Origin of the sequence: Burkholderia sp. AU17457 (assembly GCF_002223255.1) — a bacterium.
GTDB classification, from domain to species: Bacteria; Pseudomonadota; Gammaproteobacteria; order Burkholderiales; family Burkholderiaceae; genus Burkholderia; species Burkholderia sola.
The window spans coordinates 2,051,224-2,074,375 of the sequence record NZ_NKFB01000005.1; the positions used below are offsets into that span (position 1 = coordinate 2,051,224).

21 protein-coding genes are annotated in these 23,152 nt (G+C 67.0%); 8 read left to right on the plus strand and 13 right to left on the minus strand.

All coding sequences use genetic code 11. The features are described 5' to 3' along the window. Positions 1 to 22: 22 nt before the first annotated feature. The 7 genes from CFB49_RS26510 to CFB49_RS26540 all read right to left on the minus strand — a co-directional run bounded on the left by CFB49_RS26510 (position 23) and on the right by CFB49_RS26540 (position 7,376). On the minus strand, positions 23 to 235 hold the full coding sequence (locus CFB49_RS26510; protein ID WP_089492723.1) for a hypothetical protein: 213 nt from the start codon (positions 233 to 235) through the stop codon (positions 23 to 25). A gap of 184 nt (positions 236 to 419) precedes the next feature. Beyond that, positions 420 to 758, minus strand: a complete 339-nt coding sequence (locus tag CFB49_RS26515; RefSeq protein WP_089492724.1) for a DUF1493 family protein — start codon at positions 756 to 758, stop codon at positions 420 to 422. Beyond that, on the minus strand, positions 758 to 1,189 hold the full coding sequence (locus tag CFB49_RS26520; protein WP_089492725.1) for an STM2901 family protein: 432 nt from the start codon (positions 1,187 to 1,189) through the stop codon (positions 758 to 760). Before CFB49_RS26520 ends, CFB49_RS26515 begins: the two co-directional genes overlap by 1 nt. Positions 1,190 to 1,713: 524 nt before the next feature. Beyond that, positions 1,714 to 3,714 (minus strand): acetyl/propionyl/methylcrotonyl-CoA carboxylase subunit alpha, encoded by a 2,001-nt coding sequence (locus tag CFB49_RS26525; protein WP_089492726.1) that lies wholly within the window; start codon positions 3,712 to 3,714, stop codon positions 1,714 to 1,716. A gap of 36 nt (positions 3,715 to 3,750) precedes the next feature. Next, the gene (locus tag CFB49_RS26530) at positions 3,751 to 4,536 is read right to left on the minus strand and encodes an enoyl-CoA hydratase/isomerase family protein (RefSeq protein ID WP_089436998.1); all 786 of its coding nucleotides are present in this window, start codon (positions 4,534 to 4,536) and stop codon (positions 3,751 to 3,753) included. 19 nt (positions 4,537 to 4,555) lie between these two features. After that, positions 4,556 to 6,163: a carboxyl transferase domain-containing protein gene (locus CFB49_RS26535; RefSeq protein ID WP_069620663.1), complete on the minus strand. Its 1,608-nt coding sequence runs from the start codon at positions 6,161 to 6,163 to the stop codon at positions 4,556 to 4,558. A 31-nt stretch (positions 6,164 to 6,194) separates the two neighbouring features. Continuing rightward, complete coding sequence (locus CFB49_RS26540) at positions 6,195 to 7,376, minus strand: isovaleryl-CoA dehydrogenase (protein WP_089492727.1); 1,182 nt, start codon at positions 7,374 to 7,376, stop codon at positions 6,195 to 6,197. 170 nt (positions 7,377 to 7,546) lie between these two features. On the opposite strand from CFB49_RS26540, the gene CFB49_RS26545 reads away from it, so the two are divergent. Next, complete coding sequence (locus tag CFB49_RS26545) at positions 7,547 to 8,293, plus strand: TetR/AcrR family transcriptional regulator (RefSeq protein WP_069620661.1); 747 nt, start codon at positions 7,547 to 7,549, stop codon at positions 8,291 to 8,293. Positions 8,294 to 8,360: 67 nt separating this feature from the next. Here the strand turns inward: CFB49_RS26545 and CFB49_RS26550 are convergent, their stop codons facing one another. Next, on the minus strand, positions 8,361 to 8,849 hold the full coding sequence (locus tag CFB49_RS26550; protein ID WP_089492857.1) for a MarR family winged helix-turn-helix transcriptional regulator: 489 nt from the start codon (positions 8,847 to 8,849) through the stop codon (positions 8,361 to 8,363). Between the two features lie 198 nt (positions 8,850 to 9,047). Between CFB49_RS26550 and CFB49_RS26555 the strand changes: the two genes are divergently transcribed. Beyond that, entirely contained in the window at positions 9,048 to 10,127 is a 1,080-nt protein-coding gene (locus tag CFB49_RS26555; RefSeq protein ID WP_089492858.1) for an aromatic ring-hydroxylating dioxygenase subunit alpha, read from the plus strand. Then, positions 10,124 to 11,089 (plus strand): PDR/VanB family oxidoreductase, encoded by a 966-nt coding sequence (locus CFB49_RS26560; RefSeq protein WP_089492728.1) that lies wholly within the window; start codon positions 10,124 to 10,126, stop codon positions 11,087 to 11,089. Before CFB49_RS26555 ends, CFB49_RS26560 begins: the two co-directional genes overlap by 4 nt. 115 nt (positions 11,090 to 11,204) lie before the next feature. Here CFB49_RS26560 and CFB49_RS26565 read toward each other — a convergent pair whose 3' ends face one another. Then, positions 11,205 to 11,651, minus strand: coding sequence for a hypothetical protein (locus CFB49_RS26565; RefSeq protein ID WP_069620657.1), 447 nt, complete (start codon positions 11,649 to 11,651; stop codon positions 11,205 to 11,207). 403 nt (positions 11,652 to 12,054) lie between these two features. Here CFB49_RS26565 and CFB49_RS26570 point away from each other — a divergent pair, with 403 nt between their 5' ends. Further along, complete coding sequence (locus tag CFB49_RS26570; protein WP_089492729.1) at positions 12,055 to 14,223, plus strand: TonB-dependent siderophore receptor; 2,169 nt, start codon at positions 12,055 to 12,057, stop codon at positions 14,221 to 14,223. 13 nt (positions 14,224 to 14,236) lie between these two features. Here the strand turns inward: CFB49_RS26570 and CFB49_RS26575 are convergent, their stop codons facing one another. Beyond that, entirely contained in the window at positions 14,237 to 16,162 is a 1,926-nt protein-coding gene (locus CFB49_RS26575; protein ID WP_089492730.1) for an SMP-30/gluconolaconase/LRE-like region family protein, read from the minus strand. Between the two features lie 621 nt (positions 16,163 to 16,783). Continuing rightward, complete coding sequence (locus tag CFB49_RS26585) at positions 16,784 to 17,977, minus strand: porin (protein WP_089492731.1); 1,194 nt, start codon at positions 17,975 to 17,977, stop codon at positions 16,784 to 16,786. A gap of 300 nt (positions 17,978 to 18,277) precedes the next feature. Between CFB49_RS26585 and CFB49_RS26595 the strand changes: the two genes are divergently transcribed. From CFB49_RS26595 to CFB49_RS26610, 4 genes are all read left to right on the plus strand, one after another. Then, entirely contained in the window at positions 18,278 to 18,916 is a 639-nt protein-coding gene (locus tag CFB49_RS26595) for a LysE family translocator (RefSeq protein ID WP_089437003.1), read from the plus strand. A gap of 12 nt (positions 18,917 to 18,928) precedes the next feature. Next, positions 18,929 to 19,465, plus strand: coding sequence for a GNAT family N-acetyltransferase (locus CFB49_RS26600; RefSeq protein ID WP_089492732.1), 537 nt, complete (start codon positions 18,929 to 18,931; stop codon positions 19,463 to 19,465). Between the two features lie 100 nt (positions 19,466 to 19,565). Next, entirely contained in the window at positions 19,566 to 20,300 is a 735-nt protein-coding gene (locus tag CFB49_RS26605) for a metallophosphoesterase family protein (protein ID WP_089492733.1), read from the plus strand. A 57-nt stretch (positions 20,301 to 20,357) separates the two neighbouring features. Then, entirely contained in the window at positions 20,358 to 20,969 is a 612-nt protein-coding gene (locus CFB49_RS26610; RefSeq protein WP_089492734.1) for an alpha/beta fold hydrolase, read from the plus strand. Positions 20,970 to 21,032: 63 nt separating this feature from the next. Here CFB49_RS26610 and CFB49_RS26615 read toward each other — a convergent pair whose 3' ends face one another. Continuing rightward, entirely contained in the window at positions 21,033 to 22,355 is a 1,323-nt protein-coding gene (locus CFB49_RS26615; protein ID WP_089492735.1) for an ATP-binding protein, read from the minus strand. Further along, positions 22,352 to 23,092 carry a response regulator gene (locus CFB49_RS26620; RefSeq protein WP_050016245.1) on the minus strand — a complete coding sequence of 247 codons (741 nt, stop codon included), beginning with the start codon at positions 23,090 to 23,092 and terminating at the stop codon, positions 22,352 to 22,354. The genes CFB49_RS26615 and CFB49_RS26620 overlap by 4 nt, the downstream gene beginning before the upstream one ends. Positions 23,093 to 23,152 lie beyond the last annotated feature (60 nt).

Sequence of the window (23,152 nt, forward strand, 5' to 3'; positions counted from 1 at the left end):
TTTCTGGTGGAAACGGCCGGTATCAGGAAGCGGGCGACGAAGCAGGCGCGGTGAAGCCCGGCGGGCAGCGCATCTGCGCGGTGGCGACCACGGCGCCGCCGCACGCGGCCTTCTGCTGCGCGACGGGCGCGGCGGGTGCGGTCAGGTCGTCGTTGCAGGCGCCGAGCAGCGCGGTCAGCGCGGTCAGCGCGATCAGGCCGACGACCGCGAAAGGCCGTAGGGCCGACGTTCGCATAACGGTTCTCCGTGAGGATGATGACGTGACACGGACGCGAAACCGCGCCGGCCATATCGACGCCGAGATGCTATGTTCGACGTGTTACACGATGGTGTCGCGCGACAGCGGCCGACGCGCATGCAGATCCCCGCGTTGGTGCGGAAATGGCAGGTGCGCCATCGACTGGCCCTTTTTCGAGCGGTTACATCGTCCACCGCCCGGTTTCAATCGCCGCCTCCATCATTCTGATGGTGAGCGGACGCTCCAGTATTTTGTCCCTGGCGTCGGCGCTGAATGGCGACCTGAATACCGTCATCAAGAATCGACCCATTCCCAGTTTCCGGGAAGGGTAATAATAATCAATGTCGAAATCGGAAATATCGACACCAAACGTTTCCGAAAATCTCCGCATCAATCTCGACATGGCCCTGTCGGAAATTTCAAGATCGATGCAGAGATCCGTGTCCTCGGTAAGCTCCAGCTCGCCCCATAGTGGCGAATCGGCCTCTTCCCGCACCATCTCTATCAGACGACCGTCCATTAAAAGCGATCCTCTTGCTTGACCAAGCCATTGTACGTGACTGTCGAGCGATACATGATGACCGATATATCGATAGCGGTAATGACCCAACCCACCACCGGTACGGCCCGCCCGACAAAGGCGCCGAGCTCCCGGGTAAATTTGATCTTGAGCAGCAGGAGACTCCTGAATGACGTTACCGTTGGCAGAATTTTGTACTTGAGTTCATAGGGCAACACCTTTCTCGATACCCTGGATGCGATTGAGGTTCCCTTGACCGCTCCGCCGAATTTCCCCCTGGTCGGCACAAACCTTTGACCCAACAAAATCATTGCGATTCCGACAGCATCATCGATACCCAACTCCTCACAGGCCACATCGATAACAATCAGGCAGAAAAGTTCTGGCGGGGTAAGGTCAATGTGAATTCCATACTTATATTTGTTCGCCATCTCAGTCTTTCTCTCGGCTACATTGCGCAGGACACCGGGCCGCACATCCCGGCGGGTACGCTAACGCAGCCATGTCGCGCATGGACAGGAACGCGCAGCCGTTTCTCCAAACGAGTCTGATTTTCCGGACACCCGCGGAAGCAGCCCCGATCGCGTGCAGCCTTTCTCCACAAGAGGAAGCAGTCAGTTCGTTTTGGCGAAGTAGTCCGGACCGGACCGGTTTCGATCTTTGAACAACTGTTGCAACGGGCAAACCGGTGCAAGGCAGCGCGACAGCGCATGTCGAGCGGCTGTTACCGGCGAGAATCCCGGGATTATTCAAAAATCTCGAAGATGCGGCACGCAAATTATTTGTTTTTGTCTGCGCGCGACAAGATCGACGATCACAACACAAGAATGCAATGTCGTCCTGATGCAGGCACATCAGGTATTCGCAGCCGGATGGCGTCGGGGACGCCCGGATAATACGGGGCACAATGGCCAGTGCGTGAGAGCCGGCAACGGCCCTCACGCGTATGCGACGCTCAGCCTTCCGCCATCATCAGCAACTGCGCACCGTCCGCGACCTGATCGCCGACGCCGTACAGCACTTCCGCGACGACGCCCGCGCTCGGCGCGCCGATCGTGTGCTCCATCTTCATCGCTTCCATCACGATCAACGGCGTGCCGGCTTCGACCTTCTGCCCCGGCTCGACCAGCACCGCGATCACCTTGCCTGGCATCGGTGCGGTCAGGCGGCCGCCGCCCTGCTCCGCGTCCCCCGCATGCGCGAGCAGGTTGCGCCATTCGAACGTCTCGGCCGCGCCCTGCGTGAACACGTGGAACGTGTCGCCGTCCGCATACACGCGGCCGCTGCTGCGCACGCCGCCCAGCGTCACGTCGAAATCGAGCGGCGTGGCGCCGCGCGTCCACGCGAACGGTTGTGCGGCGGCGTCGCCGATCGCGACGCGCGTGCCGGCGCCGTCGTCCTCGTACGCAACCGTCACGTCCGCTTCGCGATCGGTCGCACGCCATTCGAGCGTGCGGCGATAGCCGCCGTTCAGCCGCCAGTCCGGCAGCGAACACCACGGCGACGCGCCGTGCTGCGCGGCGCCGCCACGCTCGCGTGCCAGGAGCGCGGCACATGCGAGTGCGAGCATCGCACGCGGCGGCTGTTGCGGCGCGAACAGCGCATCGTGGTTGCGCTCGATCAGGCCCGTGTCGAGATCGGCGATCGCGAACGGCGCGCATGCGACGATCCGCTGCAAGAACGCGGCGTTGGTATGCAGGCCGACCACTTCGCACGCGCGCAGCGCACGCAGCATCAGGCCCAATGCTTCCGCGCGATCCGCGCCGTGCACGATCAGCTTGGCGATCATCGGATCGTAGAACGGCGTGATCGCATCGCCCTCGCGCACGCCACTGTCGACGCGCACCGCCGCCCCGATGTCGAATTCGACGCCTGCCGGCAACCGCAGATGCTTCAGCGTACCCGTCGACGGCAGGAAGCCGCGTGCGGGGTTCTCCGCGTACAGGCGCGCCTCGAGCGCATGGCCCCGCACGCGCAGTTCTTCCTGCTTCAACGGCAACGGCTCGCCGGACGCGACGCGCAATTGCCATTCGACGAGATCGAGCCCCGTGACCATCTCGGTCACCGGATGCTCGACTTGCAGGCGCGTGTTCATCTCCATGAAGTAGAACGCTTCGCCCGTCATGATGAATTCGACGGTGCCCGCACCGACGTAGCCCACCGCGCGCGCGGCCGCGACGGCCGCTTCGCCCATCGCCTGGCGCACGTCCGCATGCAAACCGGGCGCCGGCGCTTCCTCGAGCACCTTCTGGTGACGACGCTGCACCGAGCAGTCGCGATCGAACAGGTAGACGGTATTGCCGTGCGTGTCGCCGAACACCTGCACTTCGACGTGACGCGGGCGCGTCAGGTATTTCTCGATCAGCACGCGATCGTTGCCGAAGCTGCTGGCCGCTTCGCGCTGGCACGACGCGAGCGCCGCCGGGAAATCGTCGGAGCGCTCGACCACGCGCATCCCCTTGCCGCCGCCGCCCGCGCTCGCCTTCAGCAGCACCGGGTAGCCGATCCGGTCGGCTTCGCGATGCAGATTGCTCGCATCCTGGTCGTCGCCGTGATAGCCCGGCACGAGCGGCACGGCGGCCGCGTGCATCAGCGCCTTCGCGGCAGCCTTCGAGCCCATCGCCGCGATCGCATCGACCGGCGGCCCGATGAACACGATGCCGGCTTCTTCGCACGCGTGCGCGAAATCTTCGTTCTCCGACAGAAAGCCGTAGCCGGGGTGAATTGCCTGCGCGCCGGTCGCGCGCGCGGCTTCGATGATGCGCTCGACGCGCAGGTAACTGTCTGCCGCGGCCGAGCCGCCGATATGCACGGCCTCGTCGCACGCGGCCACGTGTTTCGCGTTCGCATCCGCGTCGGAATAGACGGCGACGCTCGCGATCCCGAGACGTTTGCACGTCGCGGCGACGCGGCACGCGATTTCGCCGCGGTTGGCGATCAGAATCTTGTCGAACATGGCTTCGATGTCGTCCGGAAGGTTAAGGTCACGCGATCATTCGCGCCACGATGGCGTGCGCTTTTCGAGGAAGGACGCGATCCCTTCGCGCGCTTCCGCGCCGGCGCGGGTTCTCGCGATCCAGTCGGCGGTCTGCTCGATCAGCGTCGCGTCGAGCGCGCGCCCGGCCACGTCCGCAACGAGCCGCTTGCACGCCCTCACCGCATCGGGGCCGTTCGCGACGAGCGTCGCGGCCAGCTTCGCGACCGTTTCGTCGAGCGCGTCGGCCGGCACCGCATCGTGAATGAAGCCGAGCGATGCGGCGCGCGCGCTGTCGAACACTTCGGCCGTCGTGAAATAGCGCCGCGCCGCGCGCTCGCCCATCGCACGGATGACGTACGGCGCGATCGTCGCGGGAATCAGCCCGAGCCGCGCTTCCGACAGGCAGAACTTCACGCCGTCCGCGGCGATCGCAATGTCGGCCGCCGCGACGAGGCCCACGCCGCCCGCATACGCATCGCCATGCACGCGCGCGATCACCGGCTTGCCGCAGCGATGGATCGCTTCGAGCATCCGCGCGAGCTTGCGCGCATCGGCGCGGTTCTCGTCGTCCGAATAACCGGCCATCCTCTTCATCCAGTTCAGGTCCGCGCCCGCGCAGAACGCGGCACCTTCCGCGGCGAGCACGATCGCGCGCACGCCTTCGTGCGCATCGAGCCATTCGAACGCGGTGGTCAGCTCGGCGATCGTCGTCTCGTTGAATGCGTTGCGCACGTCGGGACGCGCGAGCGTGACGGTCGCCACGCGGCCGGCTTCGCTTACCTTGATCGTTTCGTATCGCATCGGTCGGTCCTCCCGGGCGTTACATGCGGAACACGCCGAAGCGCGTGTCGTCGATCGGTGCGTTCATCGACGCGGCGAGGCCGAGCCCGAGCACGTCGCGCGTCTGCGCGGGATCGATCACGCCGTCGTCCCACAGCCGCGCGCTCGCGTAATACGGATGGCCCTGGCGCTCGTACTGGTCGCGGATCGGCTGCTTGAACGCATCCTCTTCCTCGGGCGACCACGAACCGCCCTTCGCCTCGATGCCGTCGCGACGCACGGTCGCGAGCACCGACGCAGCCTGTTCGCCGCCCATCACCGAGATTCGTGCATTCGGCCACATCCACAGGAAACGCGGGCCGAACGCGCGGCCGCACATCCCGTAGTTGCCGGCGCCGAACGAGCCGCCGATGATCACCGTGAACTTCGGCACCTTCGCGTTCGACACGGCCGTCACCATCTTCGCGCCATGCCGCGCGATGCCTTCGTTCTCGTACTTGCGACCGACCATGAAACCCGTGATGTTCTGCAGGAACACGAGCGGGATCTTGCGCTGGCAGCACAGCTCGATGAAATGCGCGCCCTTCACGGCCGATTCGGAGAACAGGATGCCGTTGTTCGCGACGATCCCCACCGGATGGCCCCAGATGTGCGCGAAGCCCGTGACGAGCGTCGTGCCGAAGCGCGCCTTGAATTCGTCGAATTCGGAATCGTCGACGATGCGTGCGATCACCTCGCGCACGTCGAACGGCTTGCGCGTGTCGACCGGAATCACGCCGTACAGGCTCTTCGCGTCGTAGCGCGGCGGCTTCGGCTCGCGCAGCGCGATCGGCGGCGCGATCTTCGGCGCGAGGTGACCGACGATGTTGCGTGCGATCGACAGCGCATGCGCGTCGTTCTGCGCGAGATGGTCGGCCACGCCCGACAGGCGCGTATGCACGTCACCGCCGCCGAGATCCTCGGCGCTCACTTCCTCGCCGGTCGCGGCCTTCACGAGCGGCGGGCCGCCGAGGAAAATCGTGCCCTGGTCCTTCACGATGATCGACTCGTCGCTCATCGCCGGCACGTATGCGCCGCCCGCCGTGCACGAACCCATCACGACGGCGATCTGCGCGATCCCCGCGGCCGACATCGTCGCCTGGTTGAAGAAGATGCGGCCGAAGTGATCGCGATCGGGGAACACGTCGTCCTGGTTCGGCAGGTTCGCGCCGCCCGAATCGACGAGGTACACGCATGGCAGCCGGTTTTCGGCGGCGATTTCCTGCGCACGCACGTGCTTCTTCACGGTGATCGGGTAGTAGGTGCCGCCCTTGACCGTCGCGTCGTTGCACACGATCACGCATTCGCGACCGGCAATGCGGCCGATCCCGGTGATGACGCCCGCGCCCGGCGCGTCGTCGTTGTACATGCCGTTCGCGGCGAGCTGCGAGAACTCGAGGAACGGCGCGCCCGGATCGAGCAGTTGCGCGATGCGGTCGCGCGGCAGCAGCTTGCCGCGCGACAGGTGCTTGTCTCGCGCGGCTTGCCCGCCGCCTTGCGCGAGCCGTTCGATCTTCGCGCGCAGGTCGGCAACGACCGCCTCGAGCGCCGCGGCATTCGCGCGGAAGTCTTCCGAACGCGGGTTCAGTTTCGATTCGATGATCGGCATCGACGGGGCTCCGTTCGCGTGACGTGGGGCGTTACATCGTTTCCGCGAACAGCTCGCGGCCGATCAGCATCCGGCGGATCTCGCTCGTGCCGGCGCCGATCTCGTACAGCTTCGCATCGCGCCACAGGCGGCCGACCGGGTATTCGTTGATGTAGCCGTTGCCGCCGAGAATCTGGATCGCCTCGCCGGCCATCCACGTCGCCTTCTCGGCCGTATAGAGGATCACCCCCGCGCAGTCCTTGCGTACCTGGCGAATGTGGTCGCTGCCCGCCGAGTCCAGATGGCGGCCGACTGCGTACAGGTACGCGCGGCACGCCTGGAACGTGGTGTACATGTCGGCGACCTTGCCCTGGATCAGCTGGAATTCGCCGATCGACTGGCCGAACTGCTTGCGGTCGTGGATGTACGGCACCACCGCGTCGAGACACGCGGCCATGATGCCCGTCGGGCCGCCCGACAACACCGCGCGCTCGTAGTCGAGGCCGCTCATCAGCACCTTCGCGCCGCCGTTCAACTGGCCGAGGATGTTCTCTTCCGGCACCTCGACGTCCTGGAACACGAGCTCACCCGTGTGCGAACCGCGCATGCCGAGCTTGTCCAGCTTCTGCGCGACCGAGAAGCCCTTCATCCCCTTCTCGACGATGAATGCGGTGATGCCGCGCGAATGGGCCTCGACGTCCGTCTTCGCGTAGACGACGAGCGTGTCGCAGTCGGGGCCGTTGGTGATCCACATCTTCGTGCCGTTGAGCACGTAGCGATCGCCGCGCTTGTCCGCGCGCAGCTTCATGCTGACGACGTCGGAGCCGGCATTCGGCTCGCTCATCGCGAGCGCGCCGATGTGTTCGCCGGACACGAGCTTCGGCAGGTATTTCCGTTTTTGCGCTTCGGTGCCGTTGCGGTGGATCTGGTTCACGCACAGGTTCGAGTGCGCGCCGTACGACAGGCCGATCGACGCCGACGCGCGCGAGATCTCCTCCATCGCGACCATGTGCGCGGTGTAGCCCATGTTCGCGCCGCCGTATTCCTCGGAGACGGTCATGCCGAGCACGCCGAGATCGCCGAACTTCTTCCACAGATCCATCGGGAACTGGTCGGTGCGGTCGACCTCCGCCGCGCGCGGCGTGATTTCCTTCGCCGCAAACGTCGCGACGGCGTCGCGCAGCATCTCGATGTCTTCACCGAGCATGAATTGCACGCCGGGCAGGTTGATCATGTCTCCTCCGTCTCCAGAAAGTGTGCCGCACTCACCGATTTCTGAGTTTCGCTCAAATCGAATGAATACGGGTATTCATTGACCAATACAGCAGAAATTTTGCACAGTTTCGCGCCTCGCCGGGTTCTGCGTCAATAGTTTTCTGAGTGATACTCAGATATGATGCGAGCATGACAGCCGCTCCCGCCGACACCATGACCGCCCCCGCCAAAGCCGACCGCGCCGACACGCCGCGCGCACCCGCCGGACGCAAATCCCAGCAGCGCGTGCAGGACATCCTGCGCGCCGGTCGTGAAGTGTTCGCCGAAAAAGGTTACGAGCATGCGACGGCAGCGGAGATCGCGCAGCGCGTGGGCGTGTCGGAGGCGACGGTGTTCAGCTATTTCCGCGGCAAGCGCGAGCTGTGCGCGCGTGTGATCGCCGACTGGTACGACGAAATCATCGCCGCGTTCGAACACGGGATGCCGCGGGACGCGTCGGTGCAGCAGCAGTTCGCGTTCATCGTGCGCACCCACCTGCGGCTGATGCTCGTGAACGGCACGGGGCTGTGCGCGCTGGTGCTGTCCGAGGGGCGCGCGAAGCAGCATGCGTTGAGCGACGAACTCACTGCGCTGCAGCGCCGCTACACGGCGCCGTTGATGGACGTGCTCGCGCGCGGCCAGGCGGCCGGGCAGGTGCGTGCGGATCTGCCGCTGAGCCTGCTGCGCTCGATGGTGTTCGGGCCGATGGAGCACGTGCTGTGGGATGCGATCCTCGGGCACCGCAAGCTCGATACGGAAACGACGGCCACGCAGTTGATCGACATGCTGTGGGCCGCCATGCAGCCGCCCGCGCCGGAGCAGGCAGCGCTGGTGCGCTTCAGGAACGAAGTGGCGGAAGCGGTGCGGCGGCTGGAAGGGGAAGCGTCACGCGCGTGACGCGGATGGGCGGCGCGGCGGACGCCCCCGCCGCGGCTTCCGCGCTGGCGCTCACGCTGCGGCGCCGCTACGAATCCTCGCTCACCCGCAGCGGCGCGCGGCTTTGCTCGTTGTTCAAATGGACGAACTTGCGCAACAGGCGCATCAGCTCCTGCGAATCGTCCTCGCCCATGCCGTCGAACAGCCCGGCACGCAGTTCCTTCACCGACGGCATCAGGTGGGTGAGCAGCTCGACACCCGCCGGCGTCAACAACAGACGCCGCTGACGCCGCGGCAGCACTTCGCGGACGATCAATCCTTTCGCTTCGAGCCGAACCGCGAGATCGGCCGTGGTCGACGTGTCGAGCGCGACCCGCTGCGCGAGCGTCACCTGGTCGAGCCCCGGATTCTCGTAGAGCATCCGCAGCACCGCATACTGCACGGGCGTCACGTCCCGGCCAAGCTTCTCGTAGAACATCGCGACCGCGATCTGGTGTGCGCGCCGGATCAGGTGCCCGGGTTCGTCGTACAGGTCGATCGGGAAAACCGGCAGGTCGGCGGGATTCGTTTTTTCCATGGATGAGTCGATGACATAGGCGGCGCGCACGGTTGCGCGCGCCGTCGGCATGGCGCTGCTCGCGCCATTTCCCGGGAAAACCAGTATACCGCTCGCCTTGTCCCGCCCCATATCAATGAGTACACTGAATCTCATTCAGTACACGTAATGATGATCGGGCCGCATCCCCGGCGGCACCGCCCCGAAGGAGACAAGAACATGTTTCTCAAGAACGCGTGGTACGTGGCATGCACGCCCGACGAAATCGACGGCAAGCCGCTGGGCCGCAAGATCTGCAACGAATCGATGGTGTTTTACCGCGCGGCGGACGGCCGGGTCGCCGCGCTCGAGGATTTCTGCCCGCACCGCGGCGCGCCGCTGTCGCTCGGCTTCGTGCGCGACGGGGTGCTCGTGTGCGGCTATCACGGGCTCGAAATGGGCTGCAACGGCAAGACGGCCGGCATGCCGGGCCAGCGCGTCGGCGGTTTCCCGCCGATTCGCAGCTTCCCGGCGGTCGAGCGGTACGGCTTCGTGTGGGTCTGGCCGGGCGACGCGTCCGAAGCCGATCCCGCCAAGCTGCCCGCGCTGGCGTGGGCCGAGGATCCGGCCTGGGCGTATGGCGGCGGCCTGTATCACATCCGCTGCGACTACCGGCTGATGATCGACAACCTGATGGACCTCACGCACGAGACCTACGTGCATGCGTCGAGCATCGGCCAGAAGGAAATCGACGAAGCGCCGCCGAAGACGGCGAGCCATGGCGACGAGGTCGTCACGAGCCGCTTCATGGAGAACGTGATGCCGCCGCCGTTCTGGCGGATGGCGCTGCGCGGCAACGGGCTCGCCGACGACGTGCCGGTCGACCGCTGGCAGATCTGCCGCTTCACGCCGCCGAGCCACGTGATGATCGACGTAGGCGTCGCGCACGCGGGCCACGGCGGCTACGACGCGCCGGCGAACAAGAAGGCGTCGTCGATCGTGGTCGACTTCATCACACCGGAGACCGACACGTCGATCTGGTATTTCTGGGGGATGGCGCGCCACTTCCGGCCCGACGACGACGCGCTGACCGCCGAGATCCGCGAAGGCCAGGGCAAGATCTTCGCGGAGGATCTCGAGATGCTCGAACGTCAGCAGCGCAATCTCGAGCAGTGGCCCGAGCGCACGCTCCTGAAGCTCAACATCGACGCCGGCGGCGTGCTGTCGCGCAAGCTGATCGACCGGCTGCTCGCCGCCGAAAACGCGGCGAGCCCGCAGCGGCCCGTGATGCCGGTCGCGCAGGTCAAGGCAGCGTCATGAGCGGCGCGACATTGACGGTCCGCGTGGCCCGCAAGTGGCAGGAAGCGCGCGACATCTGCGGCTTCGAATTCGTCAGCGACGATGGCTCGCCGTTGCCGCACTTCGACGCCGGCGCGCATATCGACGTGCATCTGCCGGGCGGGCTCGTGCGCCAGTACTCGCTGTGCAACCATCCGCAGCAACGCGATCGCTATCAGATCGCGGTGCTGCGCGAGGCCGACGGCCGCGGCGGGTCGCGCGCGATTCACGACGAAGTCCGGCAAGGCGATACCGTGCGGATCGGCCTGCCGCGCAATCAATTCCCGCTCGCGCCCGACGCGCCGCACCATCTGTTGCTCGCCGGCGGGATCGGCGTCACACCGGTTCTGAGCATGGCGGAACGGCTGTTCTCGGCCGGCATCCCGTTCGACATGCATTACTGCGCGCGCTCGGCCGACCGCATGGCCTTCGTCGAACGGATCAATGCGGCCGGGTTTCGCGATCGCGTCCGCTTCCACGTCGACGACGGCGATCCCGCGCAACGCTTCGATCTGGCCGCCGTGCTCGCGGCCGCGCCCGAAGGCACGCATCTGTACGTATGCGGCCCGCGCGGCTTCATGGACGCGGTGCTGAATGCCGCGCGCGAGCGCGACTGGGCCGACGCACGGCTGCACTACGAGTTCTTCGGCGGCGCGGCGGCATCGTCCGGCGCGGATCGTGCATTCCAGGTCAGGATCGCGAGCAGCGGCAAGGTGATCGACGTGCCGGCCGACTGCACGGTGATCGCGGCGCTGGCGGCGAACGGCGTCGACGTGCTGACGTCGTGCGAGCAAGGCGTGTGCGGCACTTGCCTGACCCGCGTGCTCGAAGGCGAGCCCGATCATCGCGATGCGTATCTGACCGACGATGAAAAAGCGGCCGGCGACCAGTTCATGCCGTGCTGCTCGCGATCGCGAACCGACCTGCTGGTCCTCGATCTGTAGATCGGTAGACGGACCGCCCGACACGCGGCGGCCAGCCGCCGTCATGGCGACGATCGATGGTGCTGCAACCCGAACCCGCCTGACCATCGCACGCCGCCCCCGTCCATCGCTCAGCTCAATCGGCGAGCCGGCAATGCGACAGCTTCAACCCCGGCAGCACCGGCGCATCGACATAGCCTTCGTTCACGCAACTGAACCGGAACGCCGCCGACGTGACGAACGGCTTGATCTCGCCGCCGGGGAATTTCGGCTTCAGCGCCTCCTGGTCGGCCACGTCGAAATGCGTGTCGAACTGCTCGCCGTCGGCCGTCAGCGCGCCGAAGTACGTGCCGCCCGGGTCGCTGCCCATCCGGATCACGGCGCCGACGAACGCGACGCGCTTGCCGTCGTACTTCGTCTTCGCAGCGGCCATGTCCTGCGTATAGGCCTCGATCATCGCGCCGTAGTGCGCGTCGATCGCGGGTTCGGCGTTCGAAGCCGCACGCGCGGCCTGGTGTACGCCCGCCAGCAGCGCGCAGGCCGCAAGCGCGGCCGCCGCGAACGGCGCGGAAATCTTCTTCATGGGTGGTCTCTCCCGTCTAGCGTGGTGGTTGAAATGATCGAAGCCCGGCGCGATGCCGGTTGAATTCGCTTGCGTCGCTTTAATCGTTCGAACGGCGGTAAACGGCTGCGATCACTTCGTCGCCCACGCGGTCGTGCGCGGCGCATGGCGTCGCGCCGAGCGCGACGTGACAGGAAGATGACATGGTGCGGCCCCCGGCTCTCTCGTTGAATTTCACTGCGTCTGATTTTGGCCGCTACGGTAGCAGACGGCCGACAGGGCGGCAACCGACGGCCGCGCATTGCCCGGTCGCCCCATTACAATTGCAAATGGTTCTCATTACATATATCATGCGCGTCCTGTACGCAACGCAATGTCGCGGCCCACGCCACGATCCTTCGCCTTCCTCTTCCCGCATCGATTCATGCCATCCCGTCGAACGCCCTGCCGTGTCCGGACCCCGCGTCCGTGGCGCACGCGCCTGCCTGCCCTGCTCACCCTGTGTGCCGCGACCGGTGCGCATGCGGCCGGCGCCGAACCCGTTGCCCCCGCATCGGCTCCGGCGACCGCCGCCGAACACGAACTCCCGGCGATCAGCGTCAATGCATCGGCCACCGTCGATCCGACGATCGGCTATCAGCCGCGCACGACGAGCATCGCGGGCGGCGACGACCGGCCGCTGAAGGAGATCCCGCAATCGGTCGCGGTGGTCAGCAGCAGCGTGATGCAGGACCAGCAGGCGCGCTCGCTCGACGACGTGCTCGGCAACGTCAGCGGCGTCACGCAGACGAACACGCTCGGCGGCACGCGCGACGCGTTCATCAAGCGCGGCTTCGGGTCGAACAACGACGGCTCGGTGCTGGTCGACGGCGTACGCACGCCGGTGCTGCACAGCTATCTCGCGACGATCGATCGCGTCGAAGTGCTGAAGGGCCCGGCCTCGCTGCTGTACGGGATGCAGGACCCGGGCGGCGTGATCAATCTCGTCACGCGCAAGCCGGAAGATACGTTCGGCGGCTCGATCTCCGCGTCGCGCACGAACCACGGCGGCAGCACCGCCCAGTTCGATCTCACGGGGCCGCTCGGCAAGCCCGGGCAGGTCGCGGGCGGCACGCTCGCATTCCGGCTGACCGGCGAATACGACACGAGTCGCTACTGGCGCAGCTTCGGCCGCGAACGCAATGCGCTGATCGCGCCCGCACTGTCGTGGCACGACGCGAACACGTCGATCGACGTCAGCTACCAGTACGTCGACTACACGACGCCGTTCGACCGCGGCACCGTGCTCGTCAACGGCCAGCTCGACGATGCGCTGCGCTATCGCCGCTACGAGGAGGCGTGGTCGCAAAGCAGCGGCATCCAGGAAACGCTGCGTACGCGTATCGAGCACCGCTTCTCCGATGCGTGGCGCGTGCGCGCGACCTACGGCTGGGGCCGCGACCGCTACGACCAATACCTCACCCGCGCCACCGCGTTCAACAGCAGGACCGGCGCGCTCACGCGCTCGTCCGATGCGAACCTCGGGCGCAACGATTCGGACCAGATCGCGACGCTCGGCCTGCTCGGCAACGTGACGCTCGCAGGCATGCAACACGCGATCTACGTCGGCGGCGAATACGAGCGGCAGCGCAGCTTCCGCGGCGACACGATCCGCGGCAAGGCGACGACGGGCTTCAATCTCTACGATCCCGTGTACGGCCTGCTCGCGCCGGGCGGCGTGCCGAATCCGAAGCAGAGCGATTCGCGCTCGGTCGTGCATGCGTATTCGACGATCGTGCAGGACTCGGTGAAGATCACCGATCGCCTCACCGCGGTAGGCGGGCTGCGCTGGGAAAACTGGCAGCAGGAATCGGGGATGGGCCGGCCGTTCGCGTTCGCCGACCGCTCGCGCGGCAGCGTCTGGCTGCCGCAGTTCGGGCTCGCGTATGCGTTGACGCCGGCGCTGACCGCCTACGCGAACGTGAGCCGCTCGTTCAAGCCGAACGTCGCGTCGAACGTCGCGGCGCCGCTCGCGCCGGAATACGGCCGCGTGCTCGAGGCCGGGCTGAAGTTCAGCCTGAAGCCCGCGATCACGGGCACGCTCGCCGTCTACCAGATCGACAAGCGCAACGTCGCGGTCACGGTCGGCGACATCACGTCGACGATCGGCACCGCGCGCTCGCGCGGGGTCGAGCTGGACGTCGCCGGGCAGATCACGCGCCACCTGAGCGTGATCGGCAGCTATGCGTATACGAACGCGAACGATCGCGACAGCAACACGCCGCTCGTCAACGTCGCGCGCCACACGGGCAGCTTGTTCGCGGTATATGACACGGCCATCGCGCATCTGCCCGGGCGCTGGCGCTTCGGCGGCGGCGCCCGGCTCGTCGGCGCGCGGCCCGGCGACACCGCGAACAGCTTCTCGCTGCCCGGCTACGTGACCGTCGACGCGTTCGCGGCGTACGAAACGACGATCGGCAAGTTCCCGACCCGCTTCCAGCTCAACGTGAAGAACCTGCTCGACAAGACCTACTATCCGTCGAGCAACAGCAACCTGATCGTCGCGGTCGGCGAGCCGCGGCTCGTCACGCTAACGACGACGGTATCGTTCTGACGCCCCGGCGCGCTCACGGACGCCAGCGATACACGACGATGCTCGAGCCGTTGTAGTTGTCCTTCGTGATCACGTATTCGCCGGTCGAGCGCAGGTACGCCTGCACGCCGTACATCGAGTCGACGTCGTTGCCGACGTCCATCGCCGACGCGTTCGAGTTCGTCAGCGTCGTGACGAGCGCGCCGGTGTTCAGGTCGAATACGTCGATGTTCGGCACGGTATGCACATAGCCGACGAACAGGTAGTGGCCGGCCGCCGCGATCGATTTCGGGTTCGCGCTCGTCAGGTTGATCACCGGGTTCGGGGTGCTCGTGTTGCCGTTCTTCCAGCCGCGATAGACCTCGATGTGCCCGTTCATCGCGGTCCAGTCCCAGTTGCCCGCGAGGCCCTGCGCGAGGATCATCGTGTCGCTGTCGGCCTGGTAGAGGATGCGCGTCACGGGCGCCACGCTGCTCGGCACGGCCGTCGTCACCGGCTTGCCCCATGACGGCTTGCCGGTCGCGTCGAAGCCCGTCATCGGGTAGCGCGTGATCACGTTGGAGCCGTTCAGTCCGGCCCACACGTCGCCGTTGCCGTCGATGTCGAAGCCGGCCGTCACCTGCAGCGTCGTGTTGAACGGCTTGCCGGGCAGCGAGCCGGCCGGAATCGCGATATAACCGGTCGCCGGCGTGAAGTAATAGAAGTTGAAGTTGCCCGGGTTCTGGCCCGACGCGACGAGGATCCGGTTGCCGCCGACCGTCACGAGCTGGCCGAAGTGCTGGCCGCGCTGATAGTCGTTCATGTCGAGGCGCGGGTCCTTCGGATAGGTGAACGGGTCGACCGTGTTCGCGACGAACGTGCCGCCCGCGGTGCCCGTATACACGTTGTTGCCGCTGAAAAACAACGCGCCGTCGGTCGCGGGATCGGGTGCGGCGATCCCCTCGAAGTTCAGCGCCTGCAGCTTCCATTGCAGCGTGCCGACCGGGCTGTACGCATGCAGATCGGTGCTGCCGTTGCGGCCGAGATCCCAGCCGCCGCCCCACGCGTTGTTCAGTACGTACAGGTTGCCCGCCGCATCCTTGCCGAGCGCCGCGACGCGCGTGAAACGCTTGTCGCCGACCTGCCCCTTGATGCCCGTCGTCGTGTCGAGATAGCCGCCCTGCACGCCGAACGTACCGACCTGCACCGGCATTCCGGGCAGCCCGCCGTACACCTTGATGTTCATGTCGGGCCCTTCGTCGCCCACCATCAACCGGCCCATCGACGCATCGAAGTACAGCGACGCCGGCCGCGCGCCGGCCGCCATCTGGAGCGTGTTCATCGCCGCACCGGTCGCACTGAACTGCGCGACGACGCCCGCGCTCTTGCGCGCGACCCACAGGTTGCCGGCCGCATCGAGCGCCAGCGCGCCGGGGCCCGTGACGCCGATGTCGCGCTGCCACACGCCGTCGGTCGTATAGACGCGCACGCGGTTGCCGTAGAAGTCGCTCACGTACAGCAGGTTGCCGCCCGTCGCGAGGCCGGTGATCACGTCCGCATACTGGATGCCCGTCCACGTGCTGACCGGAATGCGCAGGTCGCGCTGGTTCGTACTGCGGTTGTAGCGGCCCACCGAGCCGCTGCCGAACGTGCGGTTGTAGCCGAGCGCGACGAACAGCGACGTCGAATTGCCGGTGATCGCGCCGCCCTGGAATTCGTCGTGGATGCCGATCGTGCCGAGCGGCTGGCCGTTCTGGTAGATCGCGACGCCGCCCGCGTTCTCGTCCCAGCGCGACGCCGTGTAGATCACGCCTTCGGGCGCGACCCACATCGAGCGCGCGCCGTTGCCGACGTGCGAGGCCAGCGTGCCGTACGTGTTCGCGAGCCAGTCGGTCGAGTATTGCGCCTGCGCATGGCTTGCCGCGGCCAGCATCGCCATGCACATTCCCAGCAACGCTGCGCGGATTTGTTTCATTGACATGAATAATGCTCCCAGACGAACAATGGTCGACACTGTAAATCGCGGCGCATGAAATATTGGTGATTCCGACAAATGCGTATTCGCCGTTCCATCGAATTATTCACTCCACGCCCTTTGCCGTCCGGCGCTTTTTCGTCAACGATCGCAAAATCTTCGAAACCGTGCCACGACGGCCTGCCAGCCGCGCGGTTTCGGCGCATTCCCCGGCATTTTCTTCCGGACCGCCAATGCAAATACGTCATTTTTTCTGACATGCCGTATCGCCTTTTCATCCCGGAATTCTTTTCGATTATTACAAATCGAAATTAAAATGAAAGAGAAAAATTATTGTGCGGCGCGATCGGCTTTTCGCGATTTCGGACACGGAAGGGAAAGCGGCAGGGAAAGGAGGAATGTGGCGGGAAAAGCCGCGCGCCGGCCGGACCGGCACGCGGCGGCGATCGTTCAGCGCGGCGGGTTGAGCGTCGGGCCGTCCCAGCCGTCGACGTATTTCGTCGGCGTATCGACGACGTCGATCACGCGTTGCCCGGAGAACAGGTGCATCGTCGGTTGCTGGCGAGCATGCCGACAACGACGCCCGCCGTAGCCACGGGCGCCGTTGCACGCGCAACGATCGCCGCGTCAGAACTTCTGGCGCAGCCCGAGGCTCACGATCGCCTGCGAGCGCGAGTCGGACGAATGGCCGTTCGCCTTGTCCGACGCCGACGCAGTTGCCGCCACCGGCCGGCCGAGCGCGTCGAGCGTCGTGCCGGACGCATGCTGGTACGCGCCGAGCAGATACACGCTGGTGCGCTTCGACAGGTCGTACACCGCGCCGAGCGTGACGTTGTGATACTGCGCGCGGTTGTCGATGCCGTCGACGTCGCTGCCGCGCGTGTAGCTGTAGCCGGCGAACAGCTGCGTCTGCGGCTGCACGTTCCAGCGCGTGAACACGCCCGCGACGTTGAACGTCGCATGCCCGGAGAACAGCGACTGGCCGCCGCCGCGGTACTGCACGTTGCTGTAGTTCACGCCGACGACGGCCGGGCCGAAGTCGTACGTCGCACCGGTCGCGATCACCTGCTGCGACTGCGCGCTCGCATAGCCTTCGTTGATCGACGAATTGAACAGGCCGTCGTCGGTGCTCTGCCACTTGCCCGCCGTCGGATCGGTCGCGCCGGTCTTGCTGTTGTCCGAGCGCTCGTAGCCGACGCCCACGCGCAGCGGCCCGGCCGCGTATGCGGCGCCGACGCTCCATGTGTTGCGCTGCTTCATGCTGCCCGGCTGGCCGCCGAAGCCGTACAGCGCGCCGAACGTGAAGCCCGAGTAGTTCGCGCTCGTGTACTTGATCGCGCTGTCGACGCGCGCGGTCTGGTCGAGATCGTCGATGTCGCCCGGATGCGCGCCGAAGCCGCCGATGAACGAAGACGGGCCGACCGGGCTCACGAAATCGTCGAGCGACGTGTACTGGCGGCCGAGCGTGATCGTGCCGTAGCGGTCGCTGCCGACGCCGACGAACGCCTGCCGGCCGAACTGGCGGCCGCCCTGGCCCGACGTGCCGTTGGTGATGTCGAAGCCGTTCTCGAGGACGAACAGCGCGCGCATCCCGCCGCCGAGATCCTCGGAACCCTTGATGCCCCAGCGGCTGCCGGACAGGTTGCCGGTCGTGAGCCCGACACTCGAATGCCCGGTGTACGCGCCCGCCGACCCGACCCGTTCGTTGCTGCGATAGGTCACGCCCGCATCGACGATGCCGTACAGCGTGACGGAGCTTTGCGCGGCGGCGATACCCGCGAGCGAGAGCAGCAGCGGCGCTGCGATCAGTTGCTTGTTCATGGTTTGGTGTCTCCGGGCGCTGAACCCGTTGTTCTGGCTGTTGCGAGTGGCACGCGCGGGCGCCGACATCCGCCGGCGGTCCGAGCCCGGCGACGTCCGCGCGCGACGACGCGGCGGGCACGCCCGCTGCGGCCGGTATGGTAGTTGGAACCGGTTCCGTTCCAAAGCGGAATAATGGCAACAGTTTCTTGTCAAAATTGAGATAGTCGGCGAGCGGCCGGAAGCGCGACTGCCGCGCCTGTACAGCGCGGGGCGACGCGGACGATAATCGGCTGCGCGCCGTCCACCGGGAGCTTCTTCATGCACGAAACGACCTTGCTGATCTTCGCCGCCGTCGCGTTCGTCGGCATCGCGACACCCGGCCCGACCGTGCTGCTCGCGCTGACCAACGGCTCGCGCTACGGCGTGCGCCGCGCGGCCTACGGTTTCGCGGGCGCGATGCTGTCCGACTTCGTGCTGATCGTCGCGGTCGCGCTCGGCCTCGGCGCGCTGCTGCTGGCGTCGGCGTTCTGGTTCTCGGTCGTGAAGTGGCTCGGCGCCGCGTATCTCGGCTATGTCGGCATCCGGCTGCTGACGTCGAAAGGGTCGCTCGACGTCGCGGCCGCCCAGGGCGGCACAGCCACGGCCTCCGGGCGCAACGCGTCGATCTTCGCGAAGAGCTTCCTGACCGCGGTGACGAACCCGAAGGGCTATCTGTTCTTCTCCGCGTTCCTGCCGCAGTTCCTCGATCCGCTGGCGCCGCTCGCGCCGCAGTACGTCGCGCTCGCGGTCACGTTCGCGCTGCTCGACGGCATCGTGATGTTCGGCTACGCGCTGCTCGGCGCACGCGCGGTGCGGCTGCTGAAGCGCTCGGGCGCGCTGTGGCTCGAACGCACGTGCGGCGCGATGCTGCTCGCGCTCGCCGGTTCGCTCGCGCTGTACCGGCGCCATGCCACGTAGGCGCTCGGTTCGATGAGAATCGCCGCACCGCCCGACGCCGGATTCCCCGGCCTGTCGCTCAGGCAACTCGAACGCGCGGACCTCGACGCGTGGTACGCGTACCTGTCGAATCCCGACGTCTTGCGCCACACGAGCTGGAACCTGCGCTCGCCCGACGACCTGCTGCCGCTGTTCGACAACGTCGAATCGGCCGATCCCGATTCGATCCGGCGCCTCGCGATCGTCGACACCGCATCGGGTGCGCTCGCCGGGACGATCGGACTGCATACGGTGTCCACCGTAAACCGCTCGGCGGAGCTCGCGTACGACTTCGCGCCGTCGCACTGGGGGCGCGGCATCGCGAGCGCGGTGTGCGAAGCCGTGACCGCGTGGGCGTTCGCCGAAGGCGGCTTCAACCGCATGCAGGCCGTCGTGCTGACCAGCAACGCGGGCTCCGCGCGCGTGCTGCAGAAGTGCGGCTACCGCTACGAAGGGCTGCTGCGCGCATACAAGATGGTGCGCGGCACACCGGGCGATTTCGCGATGTACGCGCGGCTCGCGACCGACTGACACGCCACGCCGCCGCGCATCGCGCGCCAATGCCGTGACGCAATTGGACGCGCCGCGCCGAATTGGCGACAATCGCCGTTCCCCTCATCGACGCTCCGCCATGAAAATCGCCGCGCTGTCCGACATTCACGGCAACCTCGCCGCGCTCGACGCGGTGCTCGACGACGTCCGCCGCCGCGGCGCCGACGTGATCGTCAACCTCGGCGACATCCTGTCGGGCGCGCTCCATCCGGCCGAGACGGCCGATCGCCTGATCGCGCTCGACCTGCCGACCATCAAGGGCAATCACGAACGGCAACTGCTGACGCTCGAGCGCGACGCGATGGGGTTGTCGGATCGCTGGGCGCATGACACGCTGCGCGCCGACCACCGCACGTGGATCGCCGCGCTGCCCGAACGCCTGATGCTCGACGACGACGTGCTGATGGTGCACGGCACGCCGGCCAGCGACCTCGTCTATTTCCTCGAAACGGTCACGCCCGACGGCTGCCGCGCGGCCACGCCCGATGAAGTCGCGCAACGCGCGGGCGACACGGCGGCCTCGCTGATCCTGTGCGGCCACACGCACGTGCCGCGCACCGCGAAGCTCGACGACGGCCGGCTGATCGTCAATCCGGGCAGTGTCGGGCTGCAGGCGTACGCGGACGATCTGCCGCATCCGCACCGGATCGAGACGGGCTCGCCGCATGCGCGCTACGCGATGGTGTCGCGCACGGCGGCCGGCTGGAACGTCGACTTCCATGCGGTCGAATACGACTGGCACACGGCCGCCGCCATCGCGGCGTCGCGGGGACGCGACGACTGGACCGTCGCGCTGCGCACCGGCCGCTGCTGACGCGCGCGTACCGCCCGCCCCTCCCGCTTCGCTTCGATTACAGGAACACGAAACGTCATGCCCGTTCCGTCTCAACTGCTCTTCCTGCCCGGCGCATCAGGCAGTACCGCGTTCTGGCAGCCGCTGGCCGGCATGCTCGCGCATCCGGCCGAGCGGCGGATCATCACGTATCCGGGTTTCGGCGACACGCCGCACGACCCGGCCGTCGACGATTTCGACAGTCTCGTGCGTCATGTGCTCGCAAGCGTCGATCGGCCGACCGCCGTGATCGCGCAATCGATGGGCGGCGTGATCGCGATGCGCGCGGCGCTCGACAAGCCGGATCTCGTCACGCATCTCGTGCTGACGGTCACGTCCGGCGGCCTTGACATGGCCAGGCTGGGCGCGCAGGACTGGCGCGCCGGTTTCGCTGAAGCGAACCCGCAGTTGCCCGACTGGTTCATCACGTTTCGCGCGGACCTGTCGCAGGACATCGGCCGTATCGCGCAGCCGACGCTGCTGCTGTGGGGCGACGACGATCCGATCAGCCCTGTCGCGGCCGGCCGGCGCCTGCTCGAACGGCTGCCCGATGCGCAGCTGCATGTCGTGCCGGGCGGCCGGCACGATCTCGCGGCCGTGCACGCGGAAGCGCTCGCGCCGCTCGTCGACGCACATCTGCAACGCGTGTGACGCCGCATACCTTGCACGGTTCGGCACGCGTCCGACACCGCGACGCTCGCGCGCCGCGTCGCATCACCCGGCGTTCCTCAGCGTCAGCCGCGCTTCGAGCCCGCCGCCGTCCGCCCGGTTGTTCAGCGTAAGCGTGCCGCCCATCGCAAGCGCGAGTTGCCGCGCGATCGCGAGGCCGAGCCCCGTGCCGCCCGTGTCGCGATTGCGCGATGTCTCCACGCGCCGGAACGGCTCGAACACCGCGTCGAGCTGATCGTCCGGAATGCCGGGCCCGCGGTCGAGCACCGCGATCACCGCGCCGCCGTCCGGCGCCGCCCGCACGTCGATCTCGGCCGCGCCCGCGAACTTCAGCGCGTTGTCGACCAGGTTGCCGACGATGCGGCGCAGCGCCTTCGGCCGCGTGACGAGCGCGAGCGGCGCATCGCTGTGCAGCGCGACGTCCTGCCCCGCATCCGTGTAGTCGTACACGATGCTGTCGAGCAGCGCATCGAGATCGATGCGGCGCGCGGCTTCCTCGGTGCCGTGCAGCGTGCGTGCATACGCGACGCCCTCCTTCACCAGATGCTCCATCTCCAGCAGATCCTGGCGCAGCTTCGCGCCCTGCGCGTCGTCGTCCATCACGTCGACGCGCAGCCGCATCCGCGTGATCGGGGTCTGCAGATCGTGCGAGATCGACGCGAGGATCTGCATGCGCTCGGCCATGTACTGCGCGATGCGGTCCTGCATCGCGTTGAATGCCCGCGCGGCCCGCGCGACTTCCGACGGCCCGTCTTCGTTCAACCGCTCGCCCTTCAGGTCGGGGCCGAGCGCGTCGGCGGCCTGCGCGAGCTGCTTGAGCGGCCGCGTCGCGAGCCGCACCGCGAGCCAGCAGCACGCGGCCAGCACCGCGAGCTGCACCACGAGCACGGCCGGCAGCCAGCCCGACAGCGGCACCGTCGGCATCGGGTGGATGTCGATCGTCAGCGGCGAGCCGTCGGTCAGCCGCAAATGCACCTGCAGATGTTCGCTGTCGCCGGGGATCGAATTCGCGGTCAACGGGTAGTCGCCGCCGATGCCGTCCGAGATCGAGCGCTCGACGCGCGCCGACAGCCGCGCTTCCGGCGGCGTGCCGGTCTGGCCGGGCCCGAGGATGAATGCATAGCTGCGCCGCGCGAGGCGCGGCAGCCACGCGGCCCGCTCGGCCGGCGGCAGATGGTCGAGCAGCGCGACCGAACTGGCGACCTCGCGCTCGATGTAGCCCATCATCAGGTTCGTGGTCGCCTGGTCGCGCTCGGTCACGGTGAGCCAGAACGACAGCGTCTGCGCGAGCGCGAGGCCCACGCACAGGATCAGCGCGAGCCGCGCGAACAGCGAACGCGGCCAATGCCACGGCGTGCGCGCGCTCATGGCGTACCGTCGACGGCGGTGACGGTCGACGAGAACACGTAGCCCTCGTTGCGCAGCGTCTTGATGTAGCGCGGTTCGCGCGCGCCGTCGCGCAGGCGCTGGCGCAACCGGCTCACGAGCAGGTCGATCGAGCGGTCGAACGGATCGGACTGCCGCCCTTGCGTGAGATTCAGCAACTGGTCGCGCGTCAGCACGCGCTGCGGGTTGTCGAGGAACACGCGCAGCAGCCGGTATTCGGCGCCGCTCAGCGCGACCAGCGTCCCTTCGGCGTCGAGCAGGTGGCGCCCGGTCGTGTCGAGCTGCCATTCGCCGAACGCGAGCAGCGCGGCCGTTTCCGTCACCTGCATGCCGGGCGGCAGCATGCGCGCGCGACGCAGCACCGAGCGGATCCGCGCGAGCAGCTCGCGTACCGCGAACGGCTTGGCCAGGTAGTCGTCGGCGCCCATCTCGAGGCCGATGATGCGGTCGGTTTCCTCGCCGCGGGCGGTCAGCATCAGCACCGGCACCGTGCGGAACTTGCCGGCGCGCAGGTCGCGGCACAGCGTCAGGCCGTCCTCGCCGGGCAGCATCAGGTCGAGCACGATCAGGTCGGGCGCGCCGTCGTCCAGCACGTTGCGCATCTCTCGGCCGTTTGCGGCGAGCGACACGCGCATGCCGTTCTTCTCAAGGTAGTCCGCGATCAGTTCGCGGATCGCGCGATCGTCGTCGACGATCAGCACGTGGTCGATCTTGTCCATGAGTCGTGGTCGGTATCGGTATCGGGGTTCGGGCGGGCGATGTCCGCTTTTATACCGCAC